This window comes from Haloterrigena alkaliphila (assembly GCF_017352155.2).
Lineage (GTDB): Archaea > Halobacteriota > Halobacteria > Halobacteriales > Natrialbaceae > Haloterrigena > Haloterrigena alkaliphila.
Genome location: NZ_CP071462.1, coordinates 21,022 through 47,337, shown reverse-complemented (window position 1 = coordinate 47,337; position 26,316 = coordinate 21,022). Strand labels below are relative to the sequence as shown.

Sequence of the window (26,316 nt, the reverse complement as noted above, 5' to 3'; positions counted from 1 at the left end):
CGACTGCGCGACGGTGCTGGTCGGGAACCGAACCGAAACGGGACGGCCCGCTCGAGGGCGTACATCCGCTCTCGCGGGACCGGAGTCGCGTCTCGAGGCCGATATCGGTCGGTGATGCCCCGTGAGACGGATCGTCGACGCGATCTACGGCGCCTCGTCGATCGCGTTGCCGCTGGTCGCCGTCGTCGGAATCGCCGTCCCGGTGCTACTCGGAGCGACGAGTCTGGCGATTCTGGGGCTGTACTTCGCCGTTCCGATGATCGCGGCGCCGCTACTGGTCCGGGCGCTCGGCACCGATCGGTCGCTCCTCGCGCGCAGCGACTGGCACGTCCCGCGGGTCGACTGGCGGGCGTGGTCGATCGCGTTCCACCTACTGGTGGGCGGGCTGGTCGCACTGCTACTGGTCACCGACGTGCGCCCGCTCGCCTTCTACGTGGGGGTCGCGCTCGCGTACGTCCTCTGTTTTCTGTTGATAACGACCACGCCGTCGACTCGCGGCCATCACGCGCTCGGGCTGTACCACCTGATGGCCATCGCGACGCTCGTCATCTACAGCGTCACCCTCCACTACGATTTCTTCGTCGGTCACGGGGACCTGACGACGCACATCGCGCTGACGACGTCCATCGTGGAGACGGCCCGGACGGCCGTGATGGTGCCGGAGTACGAGGCGTTCCAGCTGTGGCACGTCTACGCCGCGGTGTCGACCCAGCTGTTCGGCGACGCGGTCGCGGCGCACACGACGATGTACCTCCTCTCGGGCGGTATCTTCGCCGCGGGCGTCGGTCTCATGTACGGCGTCGCCCGGCGCGTCTACCCGAACGAGGCGGTCGGACTCCTCTCGTGTCTGGTGTTGATCTCGTTCCCGCTGTACCTCTTCTACGGCATGTACTCGATTCCGCGCAGCGTGACGTCGATCCTCTTCCTCGCACTGGTGCTCGCGCTCGTCGACCGCCCGTCGGCCGGGATGCGCGCGCTGAGCCTCGTGCTCATCGGCGGGATCGTCGTCTACCACCCGGTGTCGATCCCGTTCGTCTTCGTGATCCTCGCCGTCCTCTATCTGACCGAACTGACGATCGACACCCCCGTCCGAGCGGTCGACAACTACGTCCTCTCGGTGACGGTGCTACTCACGGCCGCCTACTGGCTCTACAACGCCGAGTTCATCGTCGGCCGGATCCTCGATACCATCACCGTCAGCTTCTTCGGATCGACCGGGGGGTCGGGGGCCGGAGCGACCGCGGGCGTGCTCTCGAGTCCCTGGGTCGAGGTCGCCAACTTCGTTCCCTACGCGTTCGCGCTGTTGTTCGTCCTCCTCGGGTTCCTGTTCTGGCACCGACGGATCGCCGCGGGTGAAGCGAGCGAAGCGACGGCGGCCCACCGGCGCCTTTGGCCGAGTCGAAACGTCCCGCTGTTCACGTCGCTCGGCGTTCTCACTATCCTGCTGGTTCCGGTCGCCTTCCCCGGGCCGACGCTGCTGCTCGACTCGCTGGCCGGCGTCAACGTCGGCCGATTCGGCCACTACAGCTTCATGTTCATCGCGCTGACCGCGGGCTACGGGCTGTACGAACTGGTCGACCGCGGTGGGGTCGCCGTCTTCCTCGCGCTTCTCGTGCTCACGTCGGGCTTCGCGTTCACGGCGGTCTCGAACGAGTACACCGCCTCCGACAATCCGGTCGTCGAGCGGGAGTTCTACACGTTCTACCTCACCGACACCGAGCGGGCGTCGTTCGAGGCGATCGACGCGGGCTACGACGGCGAGATCGGCGCCGACAGGATGTCCTGTCGGTATCTCGTCGCGCTCCACTCGTCATCGTGTTCGATCGTCACCGTCCCCCAGGAGGGTGGAGGGGTGTTCGCCGGTTACGACGGCGTTCTCATCAGGGAGGGAGAACTCCAGGACCGCGATCGGCCGTTACAGTTCTCCGAGTACGTCGACGGCGAGTCGATCCCCGAAGACGAACTCGCGACCCGTAGCAGGGTGTACGACTCGACCGAAGTCGCCTTCTACGGCTGATCGGCGCAGCGCCGGTCAGCCCGTGAGCCGATCCGCCACCTGTTCGACGTTAATCAGGTCGAACGCGTGACAACCGACGAGCCAGACGATCCCACTCGCGGCGATGGCGAGTACCAACCCACCCGGCCCCGAGAAGACGCCCAGTAACGCGACGACGACGGCCGCCATCCCGACCGAGATCCCAGCCGCCGTCGCGATACAGCGGCCGACGGTCCGGGCGTCGAACGGCAGTTCCGTGTAGACGATGCCGACCGACAGGATCGCGTACGTTCCGTACGTGATCACGGTCGCGACCGCGGCGCCGACCGCCCCGAACTGGGGAATCAGGAGCACGTTCAGGGCGACGTTCCCGATCGAAGTGACCGCTTTGAGGACCGCCCGGGCGCGGGCCCGTCCGAGGTAGTCGAGCGCGGGGCCGGAGATGTTCTCGAGCGCCTCGAAGAGGACGAACAGCGCGAGGACCTGCACGACGAGGACCGCGCCGGCGTACCCGTCGCCGAAGACGGTGACGATGGCCGGATCGGCGACGACGAGGATGCCCACGCAGGCGGGGACGTACAGCGACAGCGTCTTGACCAGACTCTCCTGATAGACCGAGGTGGCAGCCTCGGTTCGGCCCTTCGACGTCTCCGCGCCGTAGGAGGGCGACAGCGCGAATCCGATCGACGCCGCGGGGACGCGCGTGAACTGACTGATCTGCTTGCCGATCGTGTAGAACGCGACCTGCGTCGGGTTCGTGAAGAACCCCACCAGGATGACGTCCAGATGGCCGTCGACTTCGGCGGACAACCGCGTGACGCTCAGCGGCAGGTTGTACCGGAGGATGTCCATCCTGACCGCGCCGTCGGTGGCGACGCTCGAGCGATCCAGGCCGCTGACGCGCCAGACCATCCAGTGGCCGAGCACCGCGGCGACGCCGTAGGCGACGACGTAGCCGACGACGGCGGCCGTCGGCGACGGCCAGAGCAAAACGGCGACCGTGACGAATACGAGCGTGAGCCCTCCCTTTATCCCGTGGAGTTTCGCGGAGGCGGTGATCGCCTCGTACCCCTGCAGGATGGCCCGGTTGTACCGGTAGAGGGTGTAGAAGAGGACGTACCCCGACCCGACGAGCAACAGGCCGGCGAGGCCGGCCTCGCCCAGCAGGGTCGAGATGAACTCGGCGCCGACGAGCAACGCGACCGCGACGATCAGGGACGCGACGAGGACCAGGATCCACGACTCGACGACCGCCGCGACGGCCCGTTCGTCCGCGTCCTCCCTGTCCGCCGCGATGAATCTCGCGGCCGCCCACGGGAGCCCGGATTCGCTGAGGAACCGGGAGAACGAGAAGATCGAGAGCGCGAGCGCGAGTAAGCCGTACGACTCCGGCCCGAGCGTGCGGGTGAGCACGAGCAGGAGGATCCCGGTCGATGCGACGTGAACGAGCCGCCCGCCGAAATCGGAGACGATGTTCGATACGAGTCTGTTCGCCATGGGGAGATGACCGGTAGTATCGTGTCAGCGGCGATCGATCGGCAGTCCCGCTCGGCACCGGTGTGCGTTCCGCGCCGCCGGCACTCGAGGACCGATGCTCGCGGCCGGCGTCGCCGGCGAACGGAGTCGCCGACGGCCCGCGTGGGTTCGACTCGCGGTCGCCGGTGCGGCGGTCAGTCGGCGCCGTGTCACCGCGATAGCTACGCCGACGGTGATGCGAGACGCGAACTAATAGCTTCGTGAGCGTATGCGTGTAACTACCGGATACGTGAACGATACTGACTGGTGACAGTACCGATACTCACCGCCTGAAACGCCCCTCGAGCGTGTATGCACCGAATTCCGTCGCACCGGCGAACCGGGTCGTGTCACCGGCCGGTAAAACGATCACCCATCGATATGTAAGCGAATTCCGTCTACATTCCGTGATGTCACTCGTCAGTAAAGCGAAGAAGGCGAAACTCGACCTCGCCGTCTACCGGTTCGCGGGCGACCTGCCGGCGGAATCGTACGCGTCGACGGAGTACGAACTGAGTCTCGTCGACGAGACGGACGCCGTCCGGCGGTTTTTCGGGGACGACTCCGAGTGGCGCGACCGGTACTTCGAGTACCTGAACGACGGCTACGTCGGGATGGCGCTCCACGACGACGGCGACCTCATGAGTTACGGCTGGATCCTGACTCCGGAATCGAAACGCGCGCCGCGCGCGTTGCCCGACTCCATCTGCGACGAGGAGTGTTACTGGCTGTTCGACGCGGGGACGGAACCCGAGTACAGAGGACTGGGACTGTTCAAGGAGATCAACCGCGTTCGCACCGAGTGGATCCTCGAGCGCGATCCGGCGGCGCCGATCTACACGGACACCGGCGTAGACAACGTCGCCCGATACGGGATCGAGTCCTCGGAGTTCGAACCGTACGGGACGATGTCCCTGTTCAGGGTCGAACTCCCGGGAACCCCGCTCTGGAAGTGGGGGCGGTGGAATCGACACGCCGAGCACCCGCCGATGCCGGAGTAGTGGGCCGTCTCGACCACAGTCGTCGATCGGCGGAGAATCGATGACCGATCGCGTCGGAGTCGACCACCGCTCGTCTCGCGGCCGACGAATGCTGCGGTCCGTACGAACCGATTACCGTCTGTTCGGCGCGATTATCGTCGAATAGCTTTATCTCTCCCTTCGTACTAGATCGGCGGCGATGCCGACTCCGTTCCGTCTCCGGTTCGTCCGCGTCCAGCTCGCCTGGCTGCTCGGCCTGTTGCTCGCGCTCGTCCTCGCGGGCGCGTTCTCGTACCCGCTGTTCGTCCTGCTGGCCGTCATCGGGTTCGTCACGATCGCCGAGCTCCTGACGCCGGTCGACGTCACCCCGCGCTGGGACGGTGACCTCGACGTGTTCGTGACGCTCGCGCTCGTCGCCGCCGTGATCGCCGCGGGCGTCCGCGTTCTCCAGTTGTTCGCGCCCGGGGTACTCCCGTGAGCGTCCCTCGAGGCCGTCGGGACTGCGTCGACGACCGATGACAGCATTGAGGATCGGTGACGACGAGACCGGTACGGAACGAGCCACCACGGCAATACGTCGATCGAAGCGGTCGACGATGCGTCGAACGAGGCGGTCGACGATACGGGCGAACGGGGCTCGATGTTGCGGGACGCGACGCGATCGCTATCGATCCGTTTCTCCCGGACGAGACACCGTTCGGCAGGAGGTGACGTTCGGATTCCGCCCTCGAGCAGCCCGCTCGCGACGGTCGCGTCAGTCGTTCGTCGGCGCCACGTCCCAGCGGTAGGTGACGAGCCACTGGCCGCGCTCCGCGTCCTCGGTCACCTCGAGTCGGACCGGTCGCTCGAGGTGCGCCACGAGGCCGACCGCGAGGATCGAGGCGACGGGGTGGTCGAACCGGTCGACGGGGCCGAAGGCGCTGGCGGTGACGGCGATCTCGGCCCGCCCCTCGTCGACGGTCGAGTTGGCCGCGGCGACGAACTCGAATCGATCCTCGAGCGCGTCGGTGAGCTGATCGACGGTCGCGGCCGCCGTCGGCGTCACGGCCTCGGAGAGCGTTTCCTCGAGTTCCCGGACGAAGCCGGTGCCGATCGGCTCGAGAACGAGCCCCTGCCCGCCGGGGTCGGCGTCGACGGATGCCTCGACCGTCTCCGGGGCGGCATCCGGATCGCGCGGGACGACCAGTCTGATACGGTCGTCGTCGGACGGAACGTAGTGGCGCTCGTCGGAGAGTCCGGACGCCGCGACGATCGCCTCGTAATTGGCAGCACACGTCGCGTACACCTCGGTCGCATCGCCGCGTTCGATGAACCGTCCCAGCGAGAGCGTGCTGGTGAGCAGTGCCCCGACGAGCGCGACCCCGGCGAGAGCGAACAGTACGGGCTGTGCGCTCGAGACGACGAACCCGGCTCCGACGCTCAGTATCGCCAGCCCGACGAGCCCGTACGTCATCCGTCGCGTCCCGGACTGGCGCGATCGATCGACCTGTTCGCGGAGCCGCTCGTTTCGCGTCGTCAGCCGGTCGACCCGATTCCGAAGGTCGGCGAGTTCGGCCCGCGTCACGTCCGGCGGTCGTTCGGTTTCGGCGATGCTCCGATCGACGTCTTCGTTGGGTTCGTTCGCCTTCATGACTGTGTGTTGTTCGCGTTCACCTGCAGGAGCGGCCGCCATCTACTGCCGAGAGACGGAGTCGGCTCGAGCCGAGCGACACTGGCCCACCGCTGGGGCGACGAACGACCGGCCCACGACTGGCGCGAACGGCGCATTCGTCCCGGTTCTAGTGACGATTCGGGTGAAAGTAATGGGTACGCTACGCTCGGTTCGGTCCGCAGAACGCCGCGGCGACGCGATTCGAATCGACTCCCGAGACGGACGCTACCGTCGGTAGACACTCTAAAATTCCTGAAAATCTGCGTAACCGACCATCCAATTTACTTGACGGACATGGAAGGGCAGGGAAATGGCTGACAGACGCGCGACTCAGGACAGCCCCGCACGGAACGACGGGTGGCTCCCGACGGATCTCGCCGCCGTCCTCGTCGCGACCGGTCTCGCCGTCGTCGTGGCGTTCGCACCGGTCCTTCGAGGGACGCCGCTGCACGTCCCGGTCGCGATCGCCTTCGTCCTCTTCGTCCCCGGCTACGCCCTCGTCGCCGCGCTGTTCCCGGAGCGCGACCGTTCCGTCGACCAGGGAGGTGACGAGAGCGGGCGGGAACGCTGGCTCGGAACCGGAGGCGGGATCGACGGCATCGATCGGTTCGCCCTGTCGATCGTCCTCAGTGCGATCCTCGTCCCGACGGTCGGACTCGCGATGAATTACACGCCCTGGGGGATCCGACCCGGACCCGTCGTCGCCGCCGTCTCCGTCGTGACGGTGCTCCTGACGGTCGTCGCTGCTCGACGGCGCGCGGCCGTCGCTCCGTCCGCGAGGTTTGCCACCCCCGTCCGCCCGTGGGCGGCGCGAGTCCGCCGGTCACTGCTACCCAACGAAACTCGAGGGGACGTGCTGTTGAACGGCCTGCTGGTCGTCGCCGTCGGCGTGGCCGTCGCGAGCGTCGGATTCGCGGTCGCCGGTCCCGGACTCGACGGCACCAGCACCGCCGGGGACGACGGGTTCTCGGCGATCTACCTCCTCGACGACTCCGGCGACCTCCTCGCCAACGAGTCGGCGACGCTCGAGGCCGGGAACAACTCGACGGTCACCGTCGGAATCGAGAACGGGGAACACCGGACGGTCTCCTACACCGTCGTCGCCGTCGAGCAGGAGCTCGCGACGGACGACTCCGGGGACCTCGCGGTCGAAACGCAGCGGGAACTCGCGCGGTTCGAGACGGAACTCGAGCACGGTGAGAGCGACGAAATCGAGCAGACGATCGATCCGGCGACCGACGAGTCGTCGAACGAAACGGCGCGAATCGTCTGGCTCCTGTATCCGGGCGACGTTCCCGAGGAGCCGTCGCCGGCGAACGCCGAGGCGTACGCCACGCTCTCGCTCGAGGAGAGCGACGAGGGTAACGGTGACGAAGCCGGCGGCAACGACGGCGGTGAAGATACCGATGGCAGAGACGACGGCAGTGAAAACGGCAACGGGAGCGACTGAACCGCCTCAGGTAGAGACGTTCGCGTCCGAGAAACTCGGGAACACTTCCTCGCGGAGCACCTCGCAGAACGCCGCCTGATCGGGGCTGTGGCTCTGGTAGACGATGTGGTCGAAGCCGGCGTCGACGTACGCGCCGGTCACGTCGACGATGTCCTGCGGGTCCGTCGTGATCGTCATCTGCTCGGCGAGGTGGTCGGGGTCGACCACGTCGCCGTGGCGCTGGATCGTCCGCGGGTCGGCGACGTCGGCCTCGAAGAAGATGTCGAGCATCGTCCCCCGCCACGGGAGACACGGCTCGAGGGCGGCGGTCTCGCTGTCGGGGTCGTAGGAGACGTGCAGGTGGATCGAGCGATCGAGATCCGACAGCGAGTCGTTCCGGTCGGACTTCTCGATGCCGCGCTCGACGGACGGGAATAGCTCCTCGCGGACGCGCTCGGGGGACTCGTAGACGGTGACGTAGCCGTCGCCGAGGTCGCCGGCCATCCGGGCGAACGTCGGGCCGTTGCTCGCGACGTAGATCGGCGGGGCCTCGTCGGGACCCGTGTAGAGGGTCGCGTCCTCGAGCGACCAGAACTGCCCGTCGTAGTCGACGAACTCGTCCTCGAACAGCGCTCGGATCATCCGGATCGCCTCCGCAGTTCGCCGTGCACACTCGCCGAACTCGGGCATGGGCAGGCCCAGCGGACTCTCGTTGAGCGCCTCGCCCGACCCCAGCCCGAGGAAGGTCCGGTCGGGATACAGTTCGGCCAGCGTCGCCAGCTGGTGGGCGACGTTGGCGGGATGGTACCGGTGAACGATAGCGCTGACCCCCGTGCCGATCACGAGTTCGTCGGTGCGCTCGAGCGCGGCGGGAAGCCACGTCCAGCAGTTGCCCCCGTTGGCCGGCGAGCCGTCCTGCAAGTGGTCGAACCAGGGGTGGAAGTGGTCGTTGACCCACGCGGTGTCGAAGCCGGTCTCCTCGGCGAGTTCGACCTGCCGGAGACACTCGGCGGGTGAGAACTCCTCGAGCGAGGCGAACCATCCGAATCGGACCATGTGTTCCGCCATGCCCCGACGACTTCTAAACCTACCCGTCGCGGCGGACGCGCTCTCGAGTCCGCTTCGAGACGGCTCTCACTCCGCGCCGTCGATCCCGTCGAGCAGCCCTCGCATGTAGCCGACGGCGAACAGCCGCCCCTTCGTCTCGTAGCCGGGGTTGTCGTTTTCCTCGCCGGCCATCGTCGGCACGTGGTCCGGACGGATCGGGCCGTCGAAGCCGATATCGCGGTAGGCCGCCATGGCAGCCCGCATATCGGTGGACCCCGCGTCGTGCCAGGTCTCGACGAACGCGTCGGCGTCGCCGTCGACGTCCCGAAAGTGGACGAAGTTGATCCGATCGCCGAAGTGGCGGATCGTCTCGGGGATGTCGACGCCCATCGCCGCGAAGTTCCCCTGACAGAACGTGACCCCGTTGTGCTCGCTGTCGACGATCTCGAGGACGCGGTCGTAGGCCTCGACGCTGTTGACGATCCGCGGGACCCCGTGGACGTCCTCCCGCGGCGGATCGTCGGGGTGGAGTCCCAGTTTGACGCCCGCCTCCTCGGCGACGGGGACGACCCGCTCGAGGAAGTACTCGAGGTTCGCCCAGAGCTCCTCGCGGGCGATATCGGGAACGTCCGGCGCCGGTCGCTCGCGCATCGCCTCGTCGTCGTACGCGGTGGTCAGCGACCCGCCGCGGGCCGGGACGGCCGTGTCGGTTCTGGCCCAGCGGATGCCCGCCATCCAGTCGTAACAGACGACCGGGACGCCGAGTTCGCCGAGGTTGCGAAGGAGCGTACAGAACTCCTCGATCTCCTCGTCGCGGCCCGGTCGCCCCAGCCGCGTCGTATCCGTCAGCGGGACGCCGCCCTCGAGTACGGCCACGTCGATCCCCGCGTCGGCGAAGCGCTCCGTCCAGCGCGACAGCGTCTCGTACGCCGACGGGCGGCTCCCGTCGCCGATCTCGAGGGTGTGTACGACCGCGCTGGTGACTCCGACCTGTTTGGCGAGGTCCCACCGTTCGTCGGGTTCCGGCGGTAACACGAGGGAGACATCCATTGAACGTCGGGAGCATCGAGGGGCTGAATCTTCAGTCTTATCCGGAACTGGACCGGTGACGCGTGCCGAATCGCCGCGGTGGTGTCACCGAGAGACGACTCGGTCATCGTACTCGCTTCGAGAGCAACCCGTTTCGTTCTTTGGCTCCTGTTCCGGGGGTCCGGAGATCGGAACGAGCCGCACGGCTTCGGTCGACGGACGGGCATGCTCTCGAGCTAAGGGAGACGGAAAACTATCATAATAGCATGTATATCGGATTTTATATGGCTATTCACTATCCAATATATCGAATGCGACCGATAGAATGGGAATATGGGGCGGTCATAGGACCGAAATCGGCCCATTAGCGACGTCTCCAATGTTCGAAGGCCGGCCGAGGGTACTACCGATTCGGTATCGGGATTGAGCGGGCTAAAGTCCCGACATATCCCGATATCGGTATTCTATTCAAGTATCGCTGACAACGGTGAATTCTTGTAATTATCTTTTACAATCTTAGAATACTCATCTTACCGATATGCTCTAGAGGGTCATTCTGGTCGACGGTTCCGCGCCCGACTCGAGTCGGCCGCGGCGAGATGAGACTGGACCCACTGGACAATCTGCTCGGCGTGGGAACCGGGTTGCTCGAGAAGAATGTGCCGGCCATTGGAGCGGTCCGCCGAAAGTGGACTCGTTCCCGCTATCCGTCCCGTTCGGGGGCGGACTCGTTCGCGCTCGCGTTCGCCGTTCCCAGCAGGTCCGTCTGGAACTCCCGTTCGTACGAGAGGAACTCCAGGGGAACCTCCCGCCGGAGCCCCGCGTACTCGAGGGTCGCATCGAACTCCACCGTCAGATTCGACGTCTCGTCGTTCCGAACGTGCGTGACCCACCAGTCGTCTAGCTGGGCGTTGTCGATGGCCGCGCTGGCGTCGATCGTTCGCGTGCTGCCCGATTCGATGACGGTTCGGTCGGCAGCCACGCCCTCCCCGACGACGATTCCGTTGAGTCGTACCGTGTACCCGATCTCCGTGATCGGCACCGGAATTCCGGTCGGGTTGGTCACCGTCGCCGACGCGTCGATCGGCGTTCGGTTACTGGTGGCGTTCCCCCACTGCGCGTCCGTCTCCTCGACGACGAACACGGTCCGTTCGTACGCCTGAACTCGCTGGCTCTGATTCGTTCGTAACGGCTCGAGCAGGTTCGTCTGGACGGTCCGTTCCTGCGTCCACTCCTCCGACGAGAGCTCAACGACACCCCGGGTGGCGACGACGTCCGGTTCGACGCGCACCGTCGTCGTCTCGTTCCCGTTCACGTGGGAGACCCACCACGCCGGAATCTCGTCGTTGTCGAGCCACGTGGAGACGGCGACGGTACTCTCGTCACCGGCGAGTCGGACGCTGTTCTCCCGCTCCGAGGCGATCACGATGTCGTTCGCCGAGACGGTGTACGAGACGTCCGCCGCGGCGTCGCCGACGCGGAGGACCAGCGGATTGTCGACGGCGATTCGCGTTTCGATTTCCGTCCGCTCGTCCGTGACGGTCCCCCACTCGTTCTCGACGGATTCGATCCGCGGTCGGTCCGCCGCGATCACGCCGTAGGCGGCAGTCGATACGATCAGGACGGCTGCGACGAGTATCGCACCCCCCGTTCTGCGACGTCCCATCTATCGCCTCTTTGCTCCGGCCGGGGTTTTTCCGTCGCGTTACACGTTCAAGTCGTTGAAGTCCGAGGCACCGTTCCATCCGTCTCCCCGGCGCCGATGGCCCGCGTGAGACGCGGCCGCCGAGCCTCGAGCGCCGTCCGGATACCAAATCGTATTGGACGAACGACTATTTCATCCGATCCGATATATTAGAGCAGGACGGGTTCCACCGCTCCCCGTGTCAGAGGCAGACGTCCCGTTCGTGGTGACTCATCCCACCCCCATCCGTCGGGAATCGGTCGGCCGTTCTGCCAGCACCGGTCCCGAGTCGTTCTCCGACGGTTCTCGCTGGCTGGTTCACGGCGAAGACGAGGAGAACGCGACCTTCGGCCCTCTTGGACGAATCCTGCTTCATCCGAGCCGCTCGATCCAACGTGTGACCCGATCCGTTGGCAGCGAGTGCTCTGCACCGGCTCCGGTGGACGACCCCACTCGCATCCCATCCGAATCAGTTAGCCGGCCCCGGTTCATCGAACCGGTACTGAGTGACCCGGGTTCGCTCGACGACATCCTCCTGGTCGAAGATAATCCGGGTGACGCTCGCCTCACGGTAGAAATTCTTCGAGAACTGGGCTGGAACTCGACGGTCCACATCACGACCGACGGCGACGAGGCGTTGGACTTCCTCCACCGACGCGGCGAGTACACCGACGCACCGCGCTCCGAGCTGATCCTGCTCGATTGGCACCTGCCTCGGACAACCGGGCGGAAGATTCTGGCTGAACTGGAGGGTAATCGCGCTCTCGAGAACGTCCCGCTGGTCGTGCTCTCCGGGTCGGGCGCCGCGATCGAGCGCCTCGAGCGAGAGCATCCACAGGCGGACGCGTCTCTCACGAAACCCCTCAATCCGGACGACCTCGTGACGACGCTGTAGTCGCTCGGTGTCGGATGGTGCGTACACCGGATGAGTGGGTTCTCGTGCCGTTTTACGGGCGAATTAGTATTCGGCCGGGTCAGATCCTTCCAATCGCAAGCAATCAAGAAACGAAGGAGGGGACAGAAGCGCACACTATGAACGAGGAGCAGAAGCTAACATCTGCGTCTGACCGCCCTATCGAGCACGGTCGGACGTACGACCACGCCCACCACGGTCCAGTCGAGGTCACCGGTATCTGGCAAAAGACGCGGTGGGTCGAGACGGTGCGTGACGGCGACGAACAAGAGACGGTCGTCATTCGCTTCTTACCCCCCGACGGTGACGACTGGTCCGACGAACGCTCCGCCTCCTTGAACGAATTTCTCGAACACATCGACTGAGACGTTGCGTTCTCAACCCCCGGAAACCAGTGGTCCCGTTGGATCCAGAAACGCCGTTACGACTCGCGACTGTAGTCGTCGGAAAATGCTCCGTCAGGGGTTCGAACGACACGAAACGCTCGCGATCGCTCGCGTTTCTCTAATTCGAATCCCTTCCGTCCGCGCTTCGCTCACTCGTAAAAACTCGCTCGCTGTAGTGCTCCGTCAGGGATTCGAACCCTGGTCATTGCCGTGAGAGGGCAATATGATTGGCCGGACTACACCAACGGAGCGTTCACTGCGTTCTCGCACCGAGCCTCGACGGACGTCGTCCATCTCGGCAACGGAGCGTTCGGCCTTCCTCTGCATGCATTCGTTGCGCGGTACGATGTTTAAGCATTCCGTTTCGATTCGAGAGTGTCGCGTCGTACCACGTTTCCCTCGAGCGCCGGACCTACTCCTCGAAGGGCGACTTCGTCGCCTCGGGTTCGAACCCGTCGAGGCTGATGATGTTCTCGCGACCGACGCGGAGTTTGCTGATGGTGCCGTCTTCCTCCATGTCCGAGAGGAGCATGCTGACCTTGGACTTCGACCAGCCGGTTTCCTCGACGATGTTGACCTGTTTCATCCGACCGCCGTTCTCGCGGATCAGTTTGACGACCCGGTCCTCGTCGGTGAGCAGTTCGTCGTCGGTGAGCGGCTCCGACGCCGCGGCGGCCTCAGTCCGGTCGTCGGTACCCGCCGCTGCCGCTGCCGTTCCCGCGGCGGCGGTCTCGGCCGTCGCGTCCTCCGTCTGCGCCGGTGTCTCGGGCTCCGACCCTTCATCGGCGCCGGCGTCGGGCCACCACCGGCGGCCATACCAGACGGCGCCGACGGCGATCACGAGCAAGAGCAGGCCGCCGGCAGCGAACGGCCACGATGCGCTGTCGCTGGCCTCCGTGACGAGCACCGCCTGGGGCTGGCCGTCGAGGAACTGGTGTTCGCCCCGCCAGACCACCTCGTTCGTCGACTTGACCGATTCGCCCGTGTACCGGGCCTCCCCGGTGGGTTCGACCCGTTCGAACGTGAGCCCGTCTCCGGCCGAGATTTCGATCGCCTGATCCTCCGCCAGGTAGATCCCTTCGAAGACGTCGCCGACCGTGACCGTGTTGCCGTCCACCTCGGCGATCCCCTCCCAGGTGAACGACATTTCGACGATACCCCGGCTCGTGCCGAGTTGTTCTTCGACCCGGGCTGACCGCCGGAAGTTCGTCGCTTCCATTTCGCGGTCGGTTCGGTCCATCCCGGTTTCGACGAGCGAGTCGACCAGCGTCGTGAAGCGCTGATAGAGGTCGGTTTCCTCCGATTCGAACTCCTCGGCGAACGTCTGGAACGCCTCGCGTTCCTCGGATTCGTTCTCGCTGTCGAATCGGCGCTGGTGCTGGAACGTCCACGTCGCGCTCCCGTTCTCGTGGACGGTAATCTCGAAGGTCGTCTGGTCGAAATCCTGCGTATTGGCGATCGAGTTGGTCGACGACTGGAGCTGGATCCGTGGATCCGTCGTCGATTGCTGGGTGTGGGGTGAGTCCCCTTCGGCAGTTGGTGTGCCGGCGGCCATCGTCGTCGGAGCGCCGACTGCGGCGGCGAACGCGACGACGAAAACGATAATGCCGACGGAGACCGACCGGTTCATTCGTCTACCACTACGTGCCGTAGCTAAAAATCCTTGTGAATACTGGCACCCCGTCAGACGGCCCTGGGGTTCCCGGCCGGACGTCCGGCCTCAGCGCGGCAACGCCCACGATTCGGTGCTCGAGGCGTGTCGACACGCACAAACCGGACGACGACCTACCGTCTCCCATGATCGCCAATCTCGCGCAGGGCGTACGGGCGTTTACGAGCAACGTCTTTCTGGTCGACGGCGAGCGGACCGTGCTGATCGATACCGGGGCGAACTTCGACGTCGTCGACGCGATCCGCGACCGGATCGACGACATCGACGCCGTCGTTCTCACGCACACCCACCGGGATCACGTCGGCAACCTCGAGGCCGTCACGGACGCCTTCGGCGTCGACGCGTGGGGGTACGATCCCTCGATCGACGGCGTCGACCACGCCATCGAGGACGAGGAGACGGTCCGACTCGGTGACCATGAGTACGTCGCGCTCCACACGCCGGGACACAAGAACGACCACCTCTGCTTCTACAGCGACGACGCCGACGTCCTCTTCGCGGGCGACCTGATCTTCCAGAACGGGAGTTTCGGCCGGACCGATCTCGAGGAAGGCGACCGCGAGGCGCTCGTCGAGAGCATCGACCGCGTCCTCGAGCGGATCGACGAGGACCTCGCGGCGATGCACACGGGCCACGGGCCCAGCGTGACGAACAATCCGTACGAACACGTCGAACTCTCCGCGCGGATGGCTCGACAGGCCTGAGCCGTCGCCGTCGCGAATCGAGGCTATCGCGCGTCGAAGACGTGGACGTCCGTCGGTTCGAAGCCGACGGTAACGTCGCCGTCGACGCCGTCCTCGAGCAGTAACACGATCTGCCTGTCGTTCCACCGGCCGTACGCGCGGACTCCCTCGCCCCGAAACTCGCTAGTCTCGACGGCGACGTCGAATCGATTGGTCTCGGCGCCTCGGGCGAGCGCGGCCGGCCGCACGCAGAAGCTCACCCGGTCGGCGCCCGCGGGAACGCCCGCGATCTCGAACTCGCGGTCGACTCCGTCGATAGCGATCCGCGCCCGTTCACCGGTTCGGTCGCGAACGGCGCCCTCGAAGACGTTGTTGTCGCCGACGAACTCGGCGACGAACCGCGTCGCCGGTTCGCGATAGAGCGACTCCGGCGTCGCGACCTGTTCGACCCGCCCGTCGCGCATCACGGCGAGACGGTCGGAGATCGCCAGCGCCTCCGCCTGGTCGTGGGTGACGTAAACCGTCGTGATCCCGAGCGTCGACTGGATGCGTTTGAGTTGACGGCGCAGCGACTCCCGCAGGCGCGCGTCGAGCGCGCTCATCGGCTCGTCGAGCAGGAGCAGATCGGGTTCGGGAGCGAGCGCGCGGGCCAGCGCGACGCGCTGGCGCTGGCCGCCCGAGAGCTGGTCCGGATCGCGCTCGCCCATCCCCTCGAGGTCGACCAGCTCGAGCAGTTCGCGGACACGCTCCCCGGGAGTCGTTCCGCCGGGCGGCTCCCGGAACCGGAGGCCGTAGCCGACGTTCTCGGCGACGCTCATGTGGGGAAACAGCGCGTAGCTCTGGAAGACGACGCCGACGTCGCGCTCCTCGGGCGGGACGCCGGTCGCCGGCTCGCCGTCGAAGCTGACCGACCCGCTCGTCGGCTCCTCGAACCCCGCGATCGTTCGGAGCGTGGTCGTCTTGCCGCAGCCCGAGGGGCCGACGAGGGTGAAGAACTCGCCGTCGCGGACCGTCAGGTCGACGTCTCGCAGCGCGACGGTTCCGCCCCCGCCTCCGTTCTCCCCGCCCGCCCCCGCTCCATCCTCTCCACCCGCTCCGTCCGCGCGCCCACCGTAGCGCTTGGTGACGGCCTCGAGTCGGAGTTCCGTCACGCCCGCTCACCCCCGCCGACGCGGTCGATGACGACGAAACTCGCCGCCGTCACGAGCAACAGCAGGGATCCCATGGCGATCGCGGGGCCGGAGCGGCGACCCAGATAGCGTTCGACGGCGACGGGCATCGTGTAGCTCTCGCTCCCGCTGGCCAAAATCACCGTCGAAGAGAACTCGCCGATCGAGATGGCGAAGGCGAACGCGGCCCCCGCGACGATGCCGCTTCGCACCAGCGGGAGTTCGACGTCGAGCAGCGCGCGCGTTCGCGACGCGCCGAGCGCCCGGGCCGACTCGACCATCGCGGGATCGAGGTTCGCGAGCAGCGGCGAGACGTTCCGCGTCACGAACGGGTAGGCCGCGACCGCGTGGGCGGCGACGATGGCGACCGAGCCCGTCAGCTGGAGCCGCCAGCCGCCGGGCAGCGAGAGGCCGAAGACCAGTCCCTGTAGGAGTCCGATCCCGAACACGACGCCGCTGACGGCCAGCGGAAGCATCGCGAGCGCGTCGACGATTCGGCCGCTTCGCCCAGCGCGGACCGTCAGCACCGAGATTACGACCCCCATCGGCACCGCGACGGCCAGCGTCGCGAGGCCGAACAGCAGCGAGTTCCGGATCGCGGGCAGCGGCAGCGTCTGGAAGCTCGCGCCCTCGAGCTGACGCTCGAGGAGGAACGCGTAGTGGTCGAGCGTGAACCCGGCGCCGTCCGTGACGCTGCCGACGAGCAGGCTCGCCATCGGTCCGACGAAGAGGACGAGCGCGACGAGCCCGTAGCCCAGAACCGCGAGTCGCCGCGGCGAGAGCGCCGTCCGCAGGTCGGGGAAGAGCGGTTCTTTCGGCGTGGGCGAGGGCGCCCTGGAGAACCCCGCCTGCGCGGACTCGTAGCGGAGGTATGCGTACGTGAGTCCCAGCGAGAGCATCGTCTCGAGGACGGCGAGCGTGGCCGCCTCGCCGTAGGCCAGCCGCTGGACGCGGTCGTAGATCCAGACCTCGACGGTCGCCAGCCGGAGCCCGCCCAGCGCGAGCACGATGGGGAAGGTCATGAACGTGAAGATGAACGTCAGCAGTGCGCCGGTGAGCACCGCCGGGAGCAGTTGCGGGACGACGACGTCCCGGAAGGCCCGGCGCCGACTCGCGCCGAGGCTGCGGGCGGTCTCGACGGTCCGGGCGTCGACCGATTCCCACGCCGCGACGGTGAGTCGGGCGACCAGCGGCGCGTTGTAGAAGGCGTGCGCGAGGATCACGATCGCGAGCGGACTCGTCTCGACGAACGCGAACGGACCGAGGCCGACCGCCCCGAGCAGACTGTTGAGCGTCCCCGTCCGCCCGAACATCGAGTAGAAGCCGACCGCCACGAGGATGCCCGGCAGGACGAACGGGAGGATCGTCAACGACCGGAGCGTCCGCCGGCCGTAGAACTCGTAGTTCGCGAGCACGTACGCGGCGGGCAGTCCGATCGCGACGCTCGCGACGGTCGACAGCGCGGCCTGATACGCCGTGAACCCGAACAGCCCCTTCCGGACGGGCGGCGCGTCGAGGGCGAGCCACGGCACCGGCAGGTCGAGGCCGGGAATCGGATACGCGAGCGTCGGGGCGACGGAAATCGCCCCCAGCCACCCCGCCAGCGAGGCGAGGTGGTCGCCGACCGCGAGCGGGTCGGCGAAGACGTCCGCGAGGGCCCCGAAATAGAACGGATCCGTCAGGACCTCGGCGAAGTGCGCGAGCGTCGGCCGCCCCTCCTCGAGAACGGCCTCGACGAAGACGACGCCGACGGGGAGGTACAGCATGACGGCGAGGACGGCCGTCGTCCCGAGCGCGGCGAGCGAGAGGCCGTGGCGCTCGAGCCACGACCGGACGCCCTCGAGGCGGTCGCGGGCGGCGGCGACGCGATCTGCGGCGGGCATGGATCGGCCCGACAGTTACTGGCTGGCGAACTCGCGAGCCCAGTCTTCGACCCAGCCGTCGAGATTGCCCCGGAGCCTGTCGTAGCCGACGGTCACCGCCTCCGGCGGCACGTGGGCGTACTTGTCGAACTCCTCGTCCAGGTCGACGTACTCCTCGTCGACGGCGGGGAACTGGACGTTGCGCTGGGCGATCTCCGCCTGCGCCTCGTTCGAGAGGACGAAGTCGAAGAAGTCGTAGGCGAGGTCGACGTCTCCGGCGTCCTCGAAGATCCCCATTCCCTCGGGGTTGGCGTAACCCTGTCCGTTCAGGAACGCGATCTGATGGCGCGTGAGGTCGTTTCCTTCCGCGCTCGCGAACACCTGATCGGTCGAGTAGGAGACGACCATCGGCCGCTCTTCTTCCATGTACGCGCCGTAGTAGGACTCGCTCCAGTCGTCGAGGATGCGGACGCCGTTCTCGTCCAGTTCCCGCCAGTAGTCGAGGTAGCCGTCCTCGCCGAATGCGTCGATCGTCCACAGGAGGAACGCCTGTCCCGGATCCGAGGTCTGTGCGTTCTGGGCCAGCAGCGCGTCCTCGTAGGCGGGTTCGGTCAGATCCTCGAACGTCTGCGGTTCGTCGACCTCGCTCTCGTCGTAGACGAGGCTGATGTAGCCCGTGTCGTAGGGGAGCGCGCGACCGTGCGGATCGCCCAGATCCAGCCCGTCGCGGATTCGATCGGCCCGGTCGAGCCGATCCGTCTCGAGTTCGCGGAAGAGTCCGCCGTCCGCGAGGTTGTCGTCGACGGCCACCAGGTCGTCGACGTTCAGTCCGAGGTAGACGTCGGCGTCGATTTCACCGCCGCCGTCGGCCTGCCCGATGTAGTGGTTGATCCGCTGATCCGGCAACTGCTTCCACTCGAGTTCGGCGTCGGGATGCTCCGATTCGAACGCTTCCTTGAGCCACGGGCCGGCGGCGTTCTCCTCGTCGATCATCGACGGGTAGGTGACGACGGTGAGCGTCCCGTCGCCCTCGTTCGAGTTCCCGTCACCGTTTCCGTCCCGGGTCAGACAGCCCGCGACGCCGAGCGTCGCACCGCCGGCGACCGCGCCGACGACCGTTCGTCGTTTCATTACACGGTGGTTCCACTGAGTGGTCTTAACCCCTGTGGTCGACAGATCGCGGACATTGCTGCCGTTACCCCCGAGTTTCGTCAGTATCGAGGGGTCGAAAAATCAGCCCCGCCGGCGGAGAATGCTGGACCGAAGAGCGTCTCGAGACGCTATCGGCGACGAAGCACGGAGCGGTCCCAGACCGATCCACCGTGCTCAAGCTTGGCCCGTCGTGCTCAGGCTTGGTCCGCGCGCTCAGACCTGCCCGGCCGCCTCGAGCAACGCGTCGTAGGCGTCGCCGTACGCCCCCGCGACGCGTGACGGGTCCGCCCGCTCGTCGCCGCCCAGCGCGGGAAGTGGGACGCGCTCGAGCGGATCGAGGTAGTCGAGGACGTCCGGGACGCGTTTCTCGAGGGCGCCGTCTTTCGGACTCGAACTGGCGATTTCGCAGGCCCGGCAGTAGCGGTCGGCGGGATAGATCCGGGCGCGGCCCGGTTCGACGGCGGCGACGGCGCTGATCGCCGCGTGATCGAGCGACTGCAGCGGCTGGGCGATGTCGCCGTAGGATTCGACGACGGCGACTTCCGCCGACTCGATTTCGGTCGCGAGTTCCTCGAACGCGGGGACGTACCGCCGCTCGGCGACCTCGTTGAACTCCGCGACGGTCTCGACCGAGATCGCGTCCTCGAGCGGGAGCGCATCGGCGACGACCGCGGGAACGTCGGCGGTGGCGTTGCGGACGAACAGGGGTAACCGCTCGTCGTCCCCGTCCCCGTCCGGGCGCCCCATGCGGTCGACGACGAACTCCCGGTCCGCCCGTCCGAGCAGCCCCGTGCCGCCGCCCGGCGCCGGCTGCCACAGTCGGTGAACCGGATTGAGCCGTTCCGGCTGGCGACCCCGCGCTTCGGCGCGCGCGAGGCGCTTTGCGTCCTTGCCGTAGAGTCTCCCGCCGGAAAACGCTCGTCGGCAGTCGTCGTGGTCGAACCAGTAGTCGTTGCCGGCTCGGGGCTTGTAGCCGACCGCGCCGGTCCGCTCGAGCAGGCCGACCGAGAACGTGGTCTTGCCGGCGTCGACGCGGTCGGCACCGACCACGAGGAGGATCATTCTTTCAGGCCGTAGTAGCCCGGTTCGTCGTCGCTCCGCGGTTCCGCGACCACGAGGTCGTCGGCGTTGGTCATGACCCACGGAATCGCCCAGTCGAGCAGGACGTCCTCGGTCCCCTCGTCGATCTCCGCGTCGGGCTCGAGCCCCTGCAGGAGCCGGGCGATCTCGTAGACGGTGTACATCCGGTCGTCCTCGAGCAGTTCCGCGGGGGTGTAGAAGTCACAGGGTGGCAAACTGTCGAACTCGTCCTTGGGCACGGGCATGTGTGGTCCGTACTGCGGGGCGACGCGTAAAACGTTCGTTCGCGACCGACCGCGCTCCGGTCGTCCGCGACGGTTCGACCCGGTCCCTTCCGGATTCACGCCGCTCGCCACAGCACTTTATAAGATTGCCGATAGAGTTGTGGCGATGGCAATTGGCCACGGTGTGATCGTGGGGGGCTACGGGCTGGCGACCCTCCTGGGGGTCGCCCTCGGTGTCGTCGTCTGGCGACACCGCGACAGACGTGGAACGATCCCGCTGGCCATCTGCCTGTTCGCGACGGCGCTGTACTCGGGGTCGCTGTTCGTCGCCAGCGTCGCCGACAGTTTCGCGGTGTCGCGGCTCATGATCCGGGTACTGTTTATCGGCATCACGACCAGTATCGCGACGCTGTTCGTGTTCCTCGTCGAGTACACCGGTCGCGAACACCTCGTCACCCGGCGGACGATCGCCGCGCTGGCGATCGAACCGATCGTCGTCGTCGGACTCGCGTTCACGAATCCACGAAACGTGTTCATCGAGGCGTTCGAACCGAATGCGGCGGCCGTCACCGGTCTCGAAGTGACCTGGGGACCCGCGGCCGCCGTTCACACGCTCTACTCGTATCTCCTCCTGGTGACCGCGTCCGTGCTGGTCCTCGAGTTCCTGTATCGGTCCCGATCGGTCTACCGCGGGCAGGCCGCCGCCTTACTTGGGGCCACGATCGTTCCGGCGCTCGCGAACCTGGCGTATCTTACCGAGATGTTCCCGTTCGATCCGATGCCGATCGGCTACCTCGTCAGCGGCGCGTTGCTCACGGTCGCGATCTTCCGCTACCAGCTGGTCGACGTCGTCCCGATCGCGCGAGATCGCGTGCTCGACACCGTCTCGGACGCCGTCTTCGTCGTCGACAGGGAGGATCGGGTTATCGACTGTAACCCGGTCGGGAGGGAACTGCTCGCGGAACTCGACGACTCGCCGATCGGTACCGGCGTCGACGCGCTGTTCGCCGACATACCAGAGTTGCGCGAGGAGTATTCCGACCTGACCGAAGCGCCGGTCGAAGCCGAACGCGAACTGGCGCTCATGGGCGGCCACTTCCACGTGCAGGTGACGCCGATCGAGGACGGCCGCGATCGCCACGTCGGCTGGCTGTTCATCGTCCGCGATATCACCGAGCGCAAACGCCGCGAGACGAAGCTGAAGCGCCAGAACAAGCGCCTCGAGCGGTTCGCGGACCTCGTCTCCCACGACCTGCGCAATCCGCTGACCGTCGCCGACGGCTACGTCGATCTGGCCCGGGAGACCGGAGACACGGATCACCTGGAGGAAGTCGAGCGGGCTCACGAGCGTATGGAAACGATCATCGACGACGTCCTCGCGCTCGCACGCGAGGGGGAGGCGGTGACCGATCCGGAGCCGGTCGACCTGGGGTCGCTGGCCGAGCAGGCCTGGGCGAACGTCGACACCGGCGACGCAGCGCTGTCGATCGAGGGAACGACGACCCTCCTCGGCGACGGGACGCGATTGCTTCGGCTCCTCGAGAACCTGTTTCGAAATTCGATCGAACACGGCCGTCCAGTCGACGATCCCGAGGGAGTCGACGAGCCGAGGGGAGCGGACGACTCGCGGGAGCCGCCCATGACCGTCTCGGTCGGCGTCATCGGAACGAGTCCGAACTACGGGTTCTACGTCGCGGACGACGGCCGCGGGTTGCCCGACGACCACGAGCGCGTCTTCGAAGAGGGGTACACGACCGACGCGGAGGGAACGGGCTTCGGACTGAGCATCGTCGAAGAGATTTCGACCGCTCACGGGTGGACCGTCGACGCCTGCGAGAGCGAGGACGGAGGCGCTCGGTTCGAGTTCACCGGTATCGAGACCGTCGACGCGGCCGCTCGGACGGAATCGACCACGGCGACTACTGACTGAACGGCGACCCGACGCGGCGGTCGTCGCCCGACTCGTCGGGCCAGACTCGCGAAACGGCCAGTGCACTTTATGTCGTTCCCACTCGAGTACGGACGATGCCAACGGGTTCGGGACTCGATCCCATACAGGTGATCTACGCGGTCGCGGCCGTCAATAGCCTCATCCTCGTCGGCGTACTGTCTCGGTATCGAGACCGCCGAGCCGTACTACCGCTGTGTGCCCTGAACCTGTCTACGGGCCTGTGGGCCGGTTCCCTGTTCGTCGTGACGAACCTCGAACCGGGACTACTCGCGCTCGTGTGTTTCGCCGCCGTGTTCCTCGGTGCCGGAGGGGCGACGATGATGACGCTCGTCTTTACGCTCGAGTACACCGGTCGAGAGCGGTTCGTCACGCCGTCGATCCTCGCTGCGCTCTCGATCGAACCGATTCTCGCCGTCCTGTTCGTGCTTGTCAACCCCAACGAACTCTTCTATACCCTTCGGGAGGACGGCCTCGTCGACTGGGGGATCGCGTTCTGGCTCCACACCGGGTACTCCTACGTCGTTCTATCCGTGGCAACGGTACTGATGCTCGGGTTCCTGTACCGGTCGCGGACACTATACCGCGGGCAAAGCGCCGCGTTGCTCACCGGCACCGTCATGGCCTGGGTCGCCAACGCCGTCTACCTCTTCGGCCCGTACGAACTGGACACCTCGCCGATCGGCTTCCTCGGAGCCAGCGTACTGTACGCGATCGCGATCGTCCGCTACCGACTGGCCGACATCACGCCGATCGCCCGCGATCGCGTCCTCGACACCGTCACGGACGGTATCTTCGTCGTCGACGATCGTGACCGGGTGATCGACGCGAATCCCGTCGGACGGGCCCTGCTGACGGACGTCGACGAGTCGCCGATCGGCGCCGGCGTCGACTCGTTGTTCGCCGACTGGCCGGAGCTGCAGGAGGAGTACCAGTCGCTGACCGCGACTCCCGAGATGGCCGAACGCGAACTCGCGGTCGACGGCGAGTACTTCCTCGTCCGGATGACGCCGATCGACGACGGTCGCGACCGCCACCTCGGCTGGCTGTTCGTCGTCCGCGATATCACCGAGCGCAAACGCCGCGAGGAACAACTCGAGCGCCAGAACGAGCGCCTCGAGCAATTCGCGGACCTCGTCTCCCACGACCTGCGCAATCCGTTGACCGTCGCCGACGGCTACCTCGAGATGGCCCGCGAGACCGACGACGACGAGGAGTACCTCGAGGAGGTCGCGCAGGCCCACGAGCGCATGGAGACGATCATCGACGACGTGCTCGCGCTCGCCCGCGAGGGAGCCGACGTGACCGATCCGGAACCGATCGATCTGGCGACCGTCGCCGAGCGGGCCTGGGCGGGCGTCGAGACGGTCGATGGGAGCCTCGAGATCGACTCGAGCGCGCGGCTTCTCGCGGACTCCGATCGGCTGCAACGGATGTTCGAGAACCTCTTTCGCAATTCGGTGGAACACGGAACCGAAGACGAGGACCATTCGCTCGTGGTCTCGGTGAGTGTGGAGGACGATCCGGACCGTTCCACGATCGCGTTTTCCGTCGCGGACGACGGTAACGGTATCCCGGCGGATCAGCGCGAACGCGTCTTCGAAGACGGCTACTCGACCGGTGACGAGGGAACCGGATTCGGGTTGAGTATCGTCCAGCAGATCGCCGCGGCACACGGCTGGTCGGTCACCGCAACCGAGAGCGAGGCCGGCGGTGCGCGGTTCGAGTTCACCGGCGTCGAACGCGCCGATGGGGTCGAACCAGATATCGATGATTCGACACTTTCGTCCGAGACGCTCGATCCGCCGTCGAGGCGCTCGTAGTCAGTTCTCCGCCGCTCCCTTCGCACCGCTCGAGGGCGACGATCGATCGGACTACTGTCGTTTTCGGCCGCAGTCTATTACTTGGTGCCGACTGCGTTACAGACGATGGCGTATTCCCTGCTGAGTACTCAGACGATCTACGCGCTCGCGACGCTCACTGCCGTGGGGGCCATCGTCATGCTCTGGCAGTACCGGGAGCGAACCGGCGCGCTGGCGTTGCTCCTGATGATGGGGGCGATGGCGATCTGGAACGGAGCCGTTCTTCTCCTCCTGAGTACCGAGAGTGCGACGGTCGCCTCGCTTTCCCTCCGAACGACGTCCGTCGGTATCACCTTCGTCTCGATGCTGAAACTCGTCTTCGTCCTCGAGTACACGGGCCGCGAACACCTGCTCCGGCCGCGGATCGTTGGCGCGCTCGCGATCCCGCCCGTAGCGGTGGTGATCCTCTCGTTCACCAACCCGGCGGACCTCATTTATACGACGCTGCAACCGGCCGAAGCGGGCCCGCTCCCGATCGAGTACGAGTTCGGGCCCGGGGCCCTGGTTTATACCGTCTACGCGTACGGGATAAACGTCGTCACGACGGCGATGGTACTGGCGTTCGTCTACCGTTCCCGCGCGGTGTATCGCGGACAGAGCCTCGCGCTGCTCGGCGGTGCGCTGGCGCCCTGGATCGCACACGCGGTGTACGCGGCAGATCTCACCGCGATCGACCCGATGCCGGTCGGCGGGATCCTCTCGAGCGTCCTGTTCGCGGTCGCGATCGGCCGGTACCGGCTCCTCGATCTCATGCCGATCGCCCGCAATCGAGTCCTCGACACCGTCGCCGACGGCATCTTCGTCGTCGATACGGACGATCGCCTCATCGACGTCAATCCGGCGGGCCGACGGCTGCTCGCATCGGTCGATGTCGAAACCGAATCGCTCGTCGGACGCTCGTTCCCGTCGCTGTTCGACGAGACGGGGCTCCGGGACTGGTACGAGGCCGTCACGAACGGACGGGCGGAGACGGCCACCGAACTCTCGGTCGGTGCGACTCACGTTCGGATCACGGCGACGCCGATCGACGACGATCGCGATCGGCGCGTCGGCTGGCTGCTCGTCGCCCGCGACGTCACCGAACGCAAGCGCCACGAGGAGCAACTCGAGCGCCAGAACTCCCGTCTCCAGCGGTTCGCCAGTCTCGTCTCTCACGACCTGCGCAACCCGTTGAACGTCGCCGACGGCTACCTCGAGATGGCTCGCGAGACCGACGACGACGCGCACCTCGAGGAGGTTGCACAGTCACACGAGCGCATGGAGACGATCATCGACGACGTGCTCACGCTCGCCCGCGAGGGAGCCGACGTGGCCGATCCGGAACCGGTCCCGCTCGAGCGCGTCGCCCGGCACGCCTGGAACGGCGTCGAGACCGGCGGGGCGTCGATCGGGATCGACGGCGACGCGACGATCCTCGCGGATCCCGAACGCCTGCAACGGGCGCTCGAGAATCTCTTTCGCAACGCCGTCGAACACGGCTCGACGAGCCATTCAGAACCTGGCGGTTCTGAAGACGCCGTAGAACATGGTTCTACGAGCCCCGCTTCGCACACTCAGCAGGACGCCGTAGAACATGGTTCTACGAGCCCCGCTTCGCACACTCAGCGCAACGCCGTACCACACGGGAACGAGGCGGGAGACGGGACCGACCTCGAGATCACGGTGGGAACGATCGACGACGATGGTGACGGCTCGATCGAGGGGTTCTTCGTCGCCGACGACGGGATCGGTATTCCGGCCTGTCGCCGCGAGCAGGTTCTCGAGAGCGGGTATACGACCGGTGAGAACGGAACCGGACTGGGACTAAGCATCGTCGAGGAGATCGCTGCTGCCCACAATTGGTCGGTGCACGTCGCCGAGAGCGAGACCGGCGGCGCCCGGTTCGAGTTCCGCGGGGTCGAATCGATCACTGACTCGGGCGGTTCCGAACCGGACGCGGAGTCGGAGACAGTCGCGGATTCGAGCGACGACGAGGCCCCGAACGACGATTCCGACCGGAGCGCCGACGTCCCCATGCGGTGATCGTCGGCGCGC

General features: G+C 66.5%; 21 protein-coding genes and 1 tRNA gene. 10 read left to right on the top strand and 12 right to left on the bottom strand.

All coding sequences use genetic code 11. The annotated features are described in order from the left end of the window. Positions 1-121 precede the first annotated feature (121 nt). Positions 122-2,017: a hypothetical protein gene (locus J0X25_RS19025; RefSeq protein ID WP_207289023.1), complete on the top strand. Its 1,896-nt coding sequence runs from the start codon at positions 122-124 to the stop codon at positions 2,015-2,017. A 15-nt stretch (positions 2,018-2,032) separates the two neighbouring features. On the opposite strand, the gene J0X25_RS19020 is transcribed toward J0X25_RS19025, so the two are convergent. Further along, positions 2,033-3,493 (bottom strand): flippase, encoded by a 1,461-nt coding sequence (locus J0X25_RS19020; protein WP_207289022.1) that lies wholly within the window; start codon positions 3,491-3,493, stop codon positions 2,033-2,035. A 428-nt stretch (positions 3,494-3,921) separates the two neighbouring features. On the opposite strand from J0X25_RS19020, the gene J0X25_RS19015 reads away from it, so the two are divergent. Next, the gene (locus J0X25_RS19015; RefSeq protein WP_207289021.1) at positions 3,922-4,512 is read left to right on the top strand and encodes a hypothetical protein; all 591 of its coding nucleotides are present in this window, start codon (positions 3,922-3,924) and stop codon (positions 4,510-4,512) included. A gap of 178 nt (positions 4,513-4,690) precedes the next feature. Next, positions 4,691-4,969 (top strand): DUF8044 family membrane protein, encoded by a 279-nt coding sequence (locus tag J0X25_RS19010; protein WP_207289020.1) that lies wholly within the window; start codon positions 4,691-4,693, stop codon positions 4,967-4,969. Positions 4,970-5,245: 276 nt separating this feature from the next. Here the strand turns inward: J0X25_RS19010 and J0X25_RS19005 are convergent, their stop codons facing one another. After that, entirely contained in the window at positions 5,246-6,121 is an 876-nt protein-coding gene (locus J0X25_RS19005) for a DUF7982 domain-containing protein (RefSeq protein WP_207289019.1), read from the bottom strand. A 331-nt stretch (positions 6,122-6,452) separates the two neighbouring features. Between J0X25_RS19005 and J0X25_RS19000 the strand changes: the two genes are divergently transcribed. Continuing rightward, complete coding sequence (locus tag J0X25_RS19000; protein WP_207289018.1) at positions 6,453-7,592, top strand: DUF1616 domain-containing protein; 1,140 nt, start codon at positions 6,453-6,455, stop codon at positions 7,590-7,592. 6 nt (positions 7,593-7,598) lie between these two features. Here the strand turns inward: J0X25_RS19000 and J0X25_RS18995 are convergent, their stop codons facing one another. The 3 genes from J0X25_RS18995 to J0X25_RS18985 all read right to left on the bottom strand — a co-directional run bounded on the left by J0X25_RS18995 (position 7,599) and on the right by J0X25_RS18985 (position 11,313). Then, the gene (locus J0X25_RS18995) at positions 7,599-8,627 is read right to left on the bottom strand and encodes a TIGR03557 family F420-dependent LLM class oxidoreductase (RefSeq protein ID WP_207289017.1); all 1,029 of its coding nucleotides are present in this window, start codon (positions 8,625-8,627) and stop codon (positions 7,599-7,601) included. A gap of 78 nt (positions 8,628-8,705) precedes the next feature. Beyond that, a complete protein-coding gene (locus J0X25_RS18990) occupies positions 8,706-9,668 on the bottom strand; it encodes a mannonate dehydratase (RefSeq protein WP_207289016.1) in 963 nt (320 codons plus the stop codon). A gap of 682 nt (positions 9,669-10,350) precedes the next feature. Beyond that, a complete protein-coding gene (locus tag J0X25_RS18985) occupies positions 10,351-11,313 on the bottom strand; it encodes an LEA/WHy family protein (protein WP_207289015.1) in 963 nt (320 codons plus the stop codon). 457 nt (positions 11,314-11,770) lie between these two features. Here J0X25_RS18985 and J0X25_RS18980 point away from each other — a divergent pair, with 457 nt between their 5' ends. Beyond that, positions 11,771-12,226, top strand: coding sequence for a response regulator (locus J0X25_RS18980; protein WP_225896704.1), 456 nt, complete (start codon positions 11,771-11,773; stop codon positions 12,224-12,226). 137 nt (positions 12,227-12,363) lie between these two features. Further along, positions 12,364-12,609 (top strand): hypothetical protein, encoded by a 246-nt coding sequence (locus J0X25_RS18975; protein WP_207289014.1) that lies wholly within the window; start codon positions 12,364-12,366, stop codon positions 12,607-12,609. Between the two features lie 197 nt (positions 12,610-12,806). Here the strand turns inward: J0X25_RS18975 and J0X25_RS18970 are convergent. Next, a tRNA-Glu gene (locus J0X25_RS18970) sits at positions 12,807-12,881 on the bottom strand. A 161-nt stretch (positions 12,882-13,042) separates the two neighbouring features. After that, entirely contained in the window at positions 13,043-14,260 is a 1,218-nt protein-coding gene (locus J0X25_RS18965) for a helix-turn-helix transcriptional regulator (protein ID WP_207289013.1), read from the bottom strand. Between the two features lie 167 nt (positions 14,261-14,427). On the opposite strand from J0X25_RS18965, the gene J0X25_RS18960 reads away from it, so the two are divergent. After that, the gene (locus J0X25_RS18960) at positions 14,428-15,006 is read left to right on the top strand and encodes an MBL fold metallo-hydrolase (protein WP_207289012.1); all 579 of its coding nucleotides are present in this window, start codon (positions 14,428-14,430) and stop codon (positions 15,004-15,006) included. 23 nt (positions 15,007-15,029) lie between these two features. Here the strand turns inward: J0X25_RS18960 and J0X25_RS18955 are convergent, their stop codons facing one another. The 5 genes from J0X25_RS18955 to J0X25_RS18935 all read right to left on the bottom strand — a co-directional run bounded on the left by J0X25_RS18955 (position 15,030) and on the right by J0X25_RS18935 (position 20,493). Then, on the bottom strand, positions 15,030-16,136 hold the full coding sequence (locus J0X25_RS18955; protein ID WP_207289011.1) for an ABC transporter ATP-binding protein: 1,107 nt from the start codon (positions 16,134-16,136) through the stop codon (positions 15,030-15,032). Beyond that, positions 16,133-18,037 (bottom strand): ABC transporter permease, encoded by a 1,905-nt coding sequence (locus tag J0X25_RS18950; RefSeq protein WP_207289010.1) that lies wholly within the window; start codon positions 18,035-18,037, stop codon positions 16,133-16,135. Before J0X25_RS18950 ends, J0X25_RS18955 begins: the two co-directional genes overlap by 4 nt. Before the next feature lie 15 nt (positions 18,038-18,052). After that, the gene (locus J0X25_RS18945; RefSeq protein ID WP_207289009.1) at positions 18,053-19,147 is read right to left on the bottom strand and encodes a thiamine ABC transporter substrate-binding protein; all 1,095 of its coding nucleotides are present in this window, start codon (positions 19,145-19,147) and stop codon (positions 18,053-18,055) included. Between the two features lie 234 nt (positions 19,148-19,381). Continuing rightward, the gene (locus tag J0X25_RS18940) at positions 19,382-20,230 is read right to left on the bottom strand and encodes an ATPase (RefSeq protein ID WP_207289008.1); all 849 of its coding nucleotides are present in this window, start codon (positions 20,228-20,230) and stop codon (positions 19,382-19,384) included. Next, positions 20,227-20,493: a DUF5827 family protein gene (locus tag J0X25_RS18935; protein ID WP_207289007.1), complete on the bottom strand. Its 267-nt coding sequence runs from the start codon at positions 20,491-20,493 to the stop codon at positions 20,227-20,229. Before J0X25_RS18935 ends, J0X25_RS18940 begins: the two co-directional genes overlap by 4 nt. Positions 20,494-20,638: 145 nt before the next feature. Here J0X25_RS18935 and J0X25_RS18930 point away from each other — a divergent pair, with 145 nt between their 5' ends. The 3 genes from J0X25_RS18930 to J0X25_RS18920 all read left to right on the top strand — a co-directional run bounded on the left by J0X25_RS18930 (position 20,639) and on the right by J0X25_RS18920 (position 26,304). After that, positions 20,639-22,402: a sensor histidine kinase gene (locus tag J0X25_RS18930; protein WP_207289006.1), complete on the top strand. Its 1,764-nt coding sequence runs from the start codon at positions 20,639-20,641 to the stop codon at positions 22,400-22,402. Between the two features lie 95 nt (positions 22,403-22,497). Further along, positions 22,498-24,243: a sensor histidine kinase gene (locus J0X25_RS18925; RefSeq protein ID WP_207289005.1), complete on the top strand. Its 1,746-nt coding sequence runs from the start codon at positions 22,498-22,500 to the stop codon at positions 24,241-24,243. Positions 24,244-24,348: 105 nt separating this feature from the next. Next, positions 24,349-26,304, top strand: coding sequence for a histidine kinase N-terminal 7TM domain-containing protein (locus tag J0X25_RS18920; protein WP_207289004.1), 1,956 nt, complete (start codon positions 24,349-24,351; stop codon positions 26,302-26,304). The last annotated feature ends 12 nt before the right edge of the window (positions 26,305-26,316 follow it).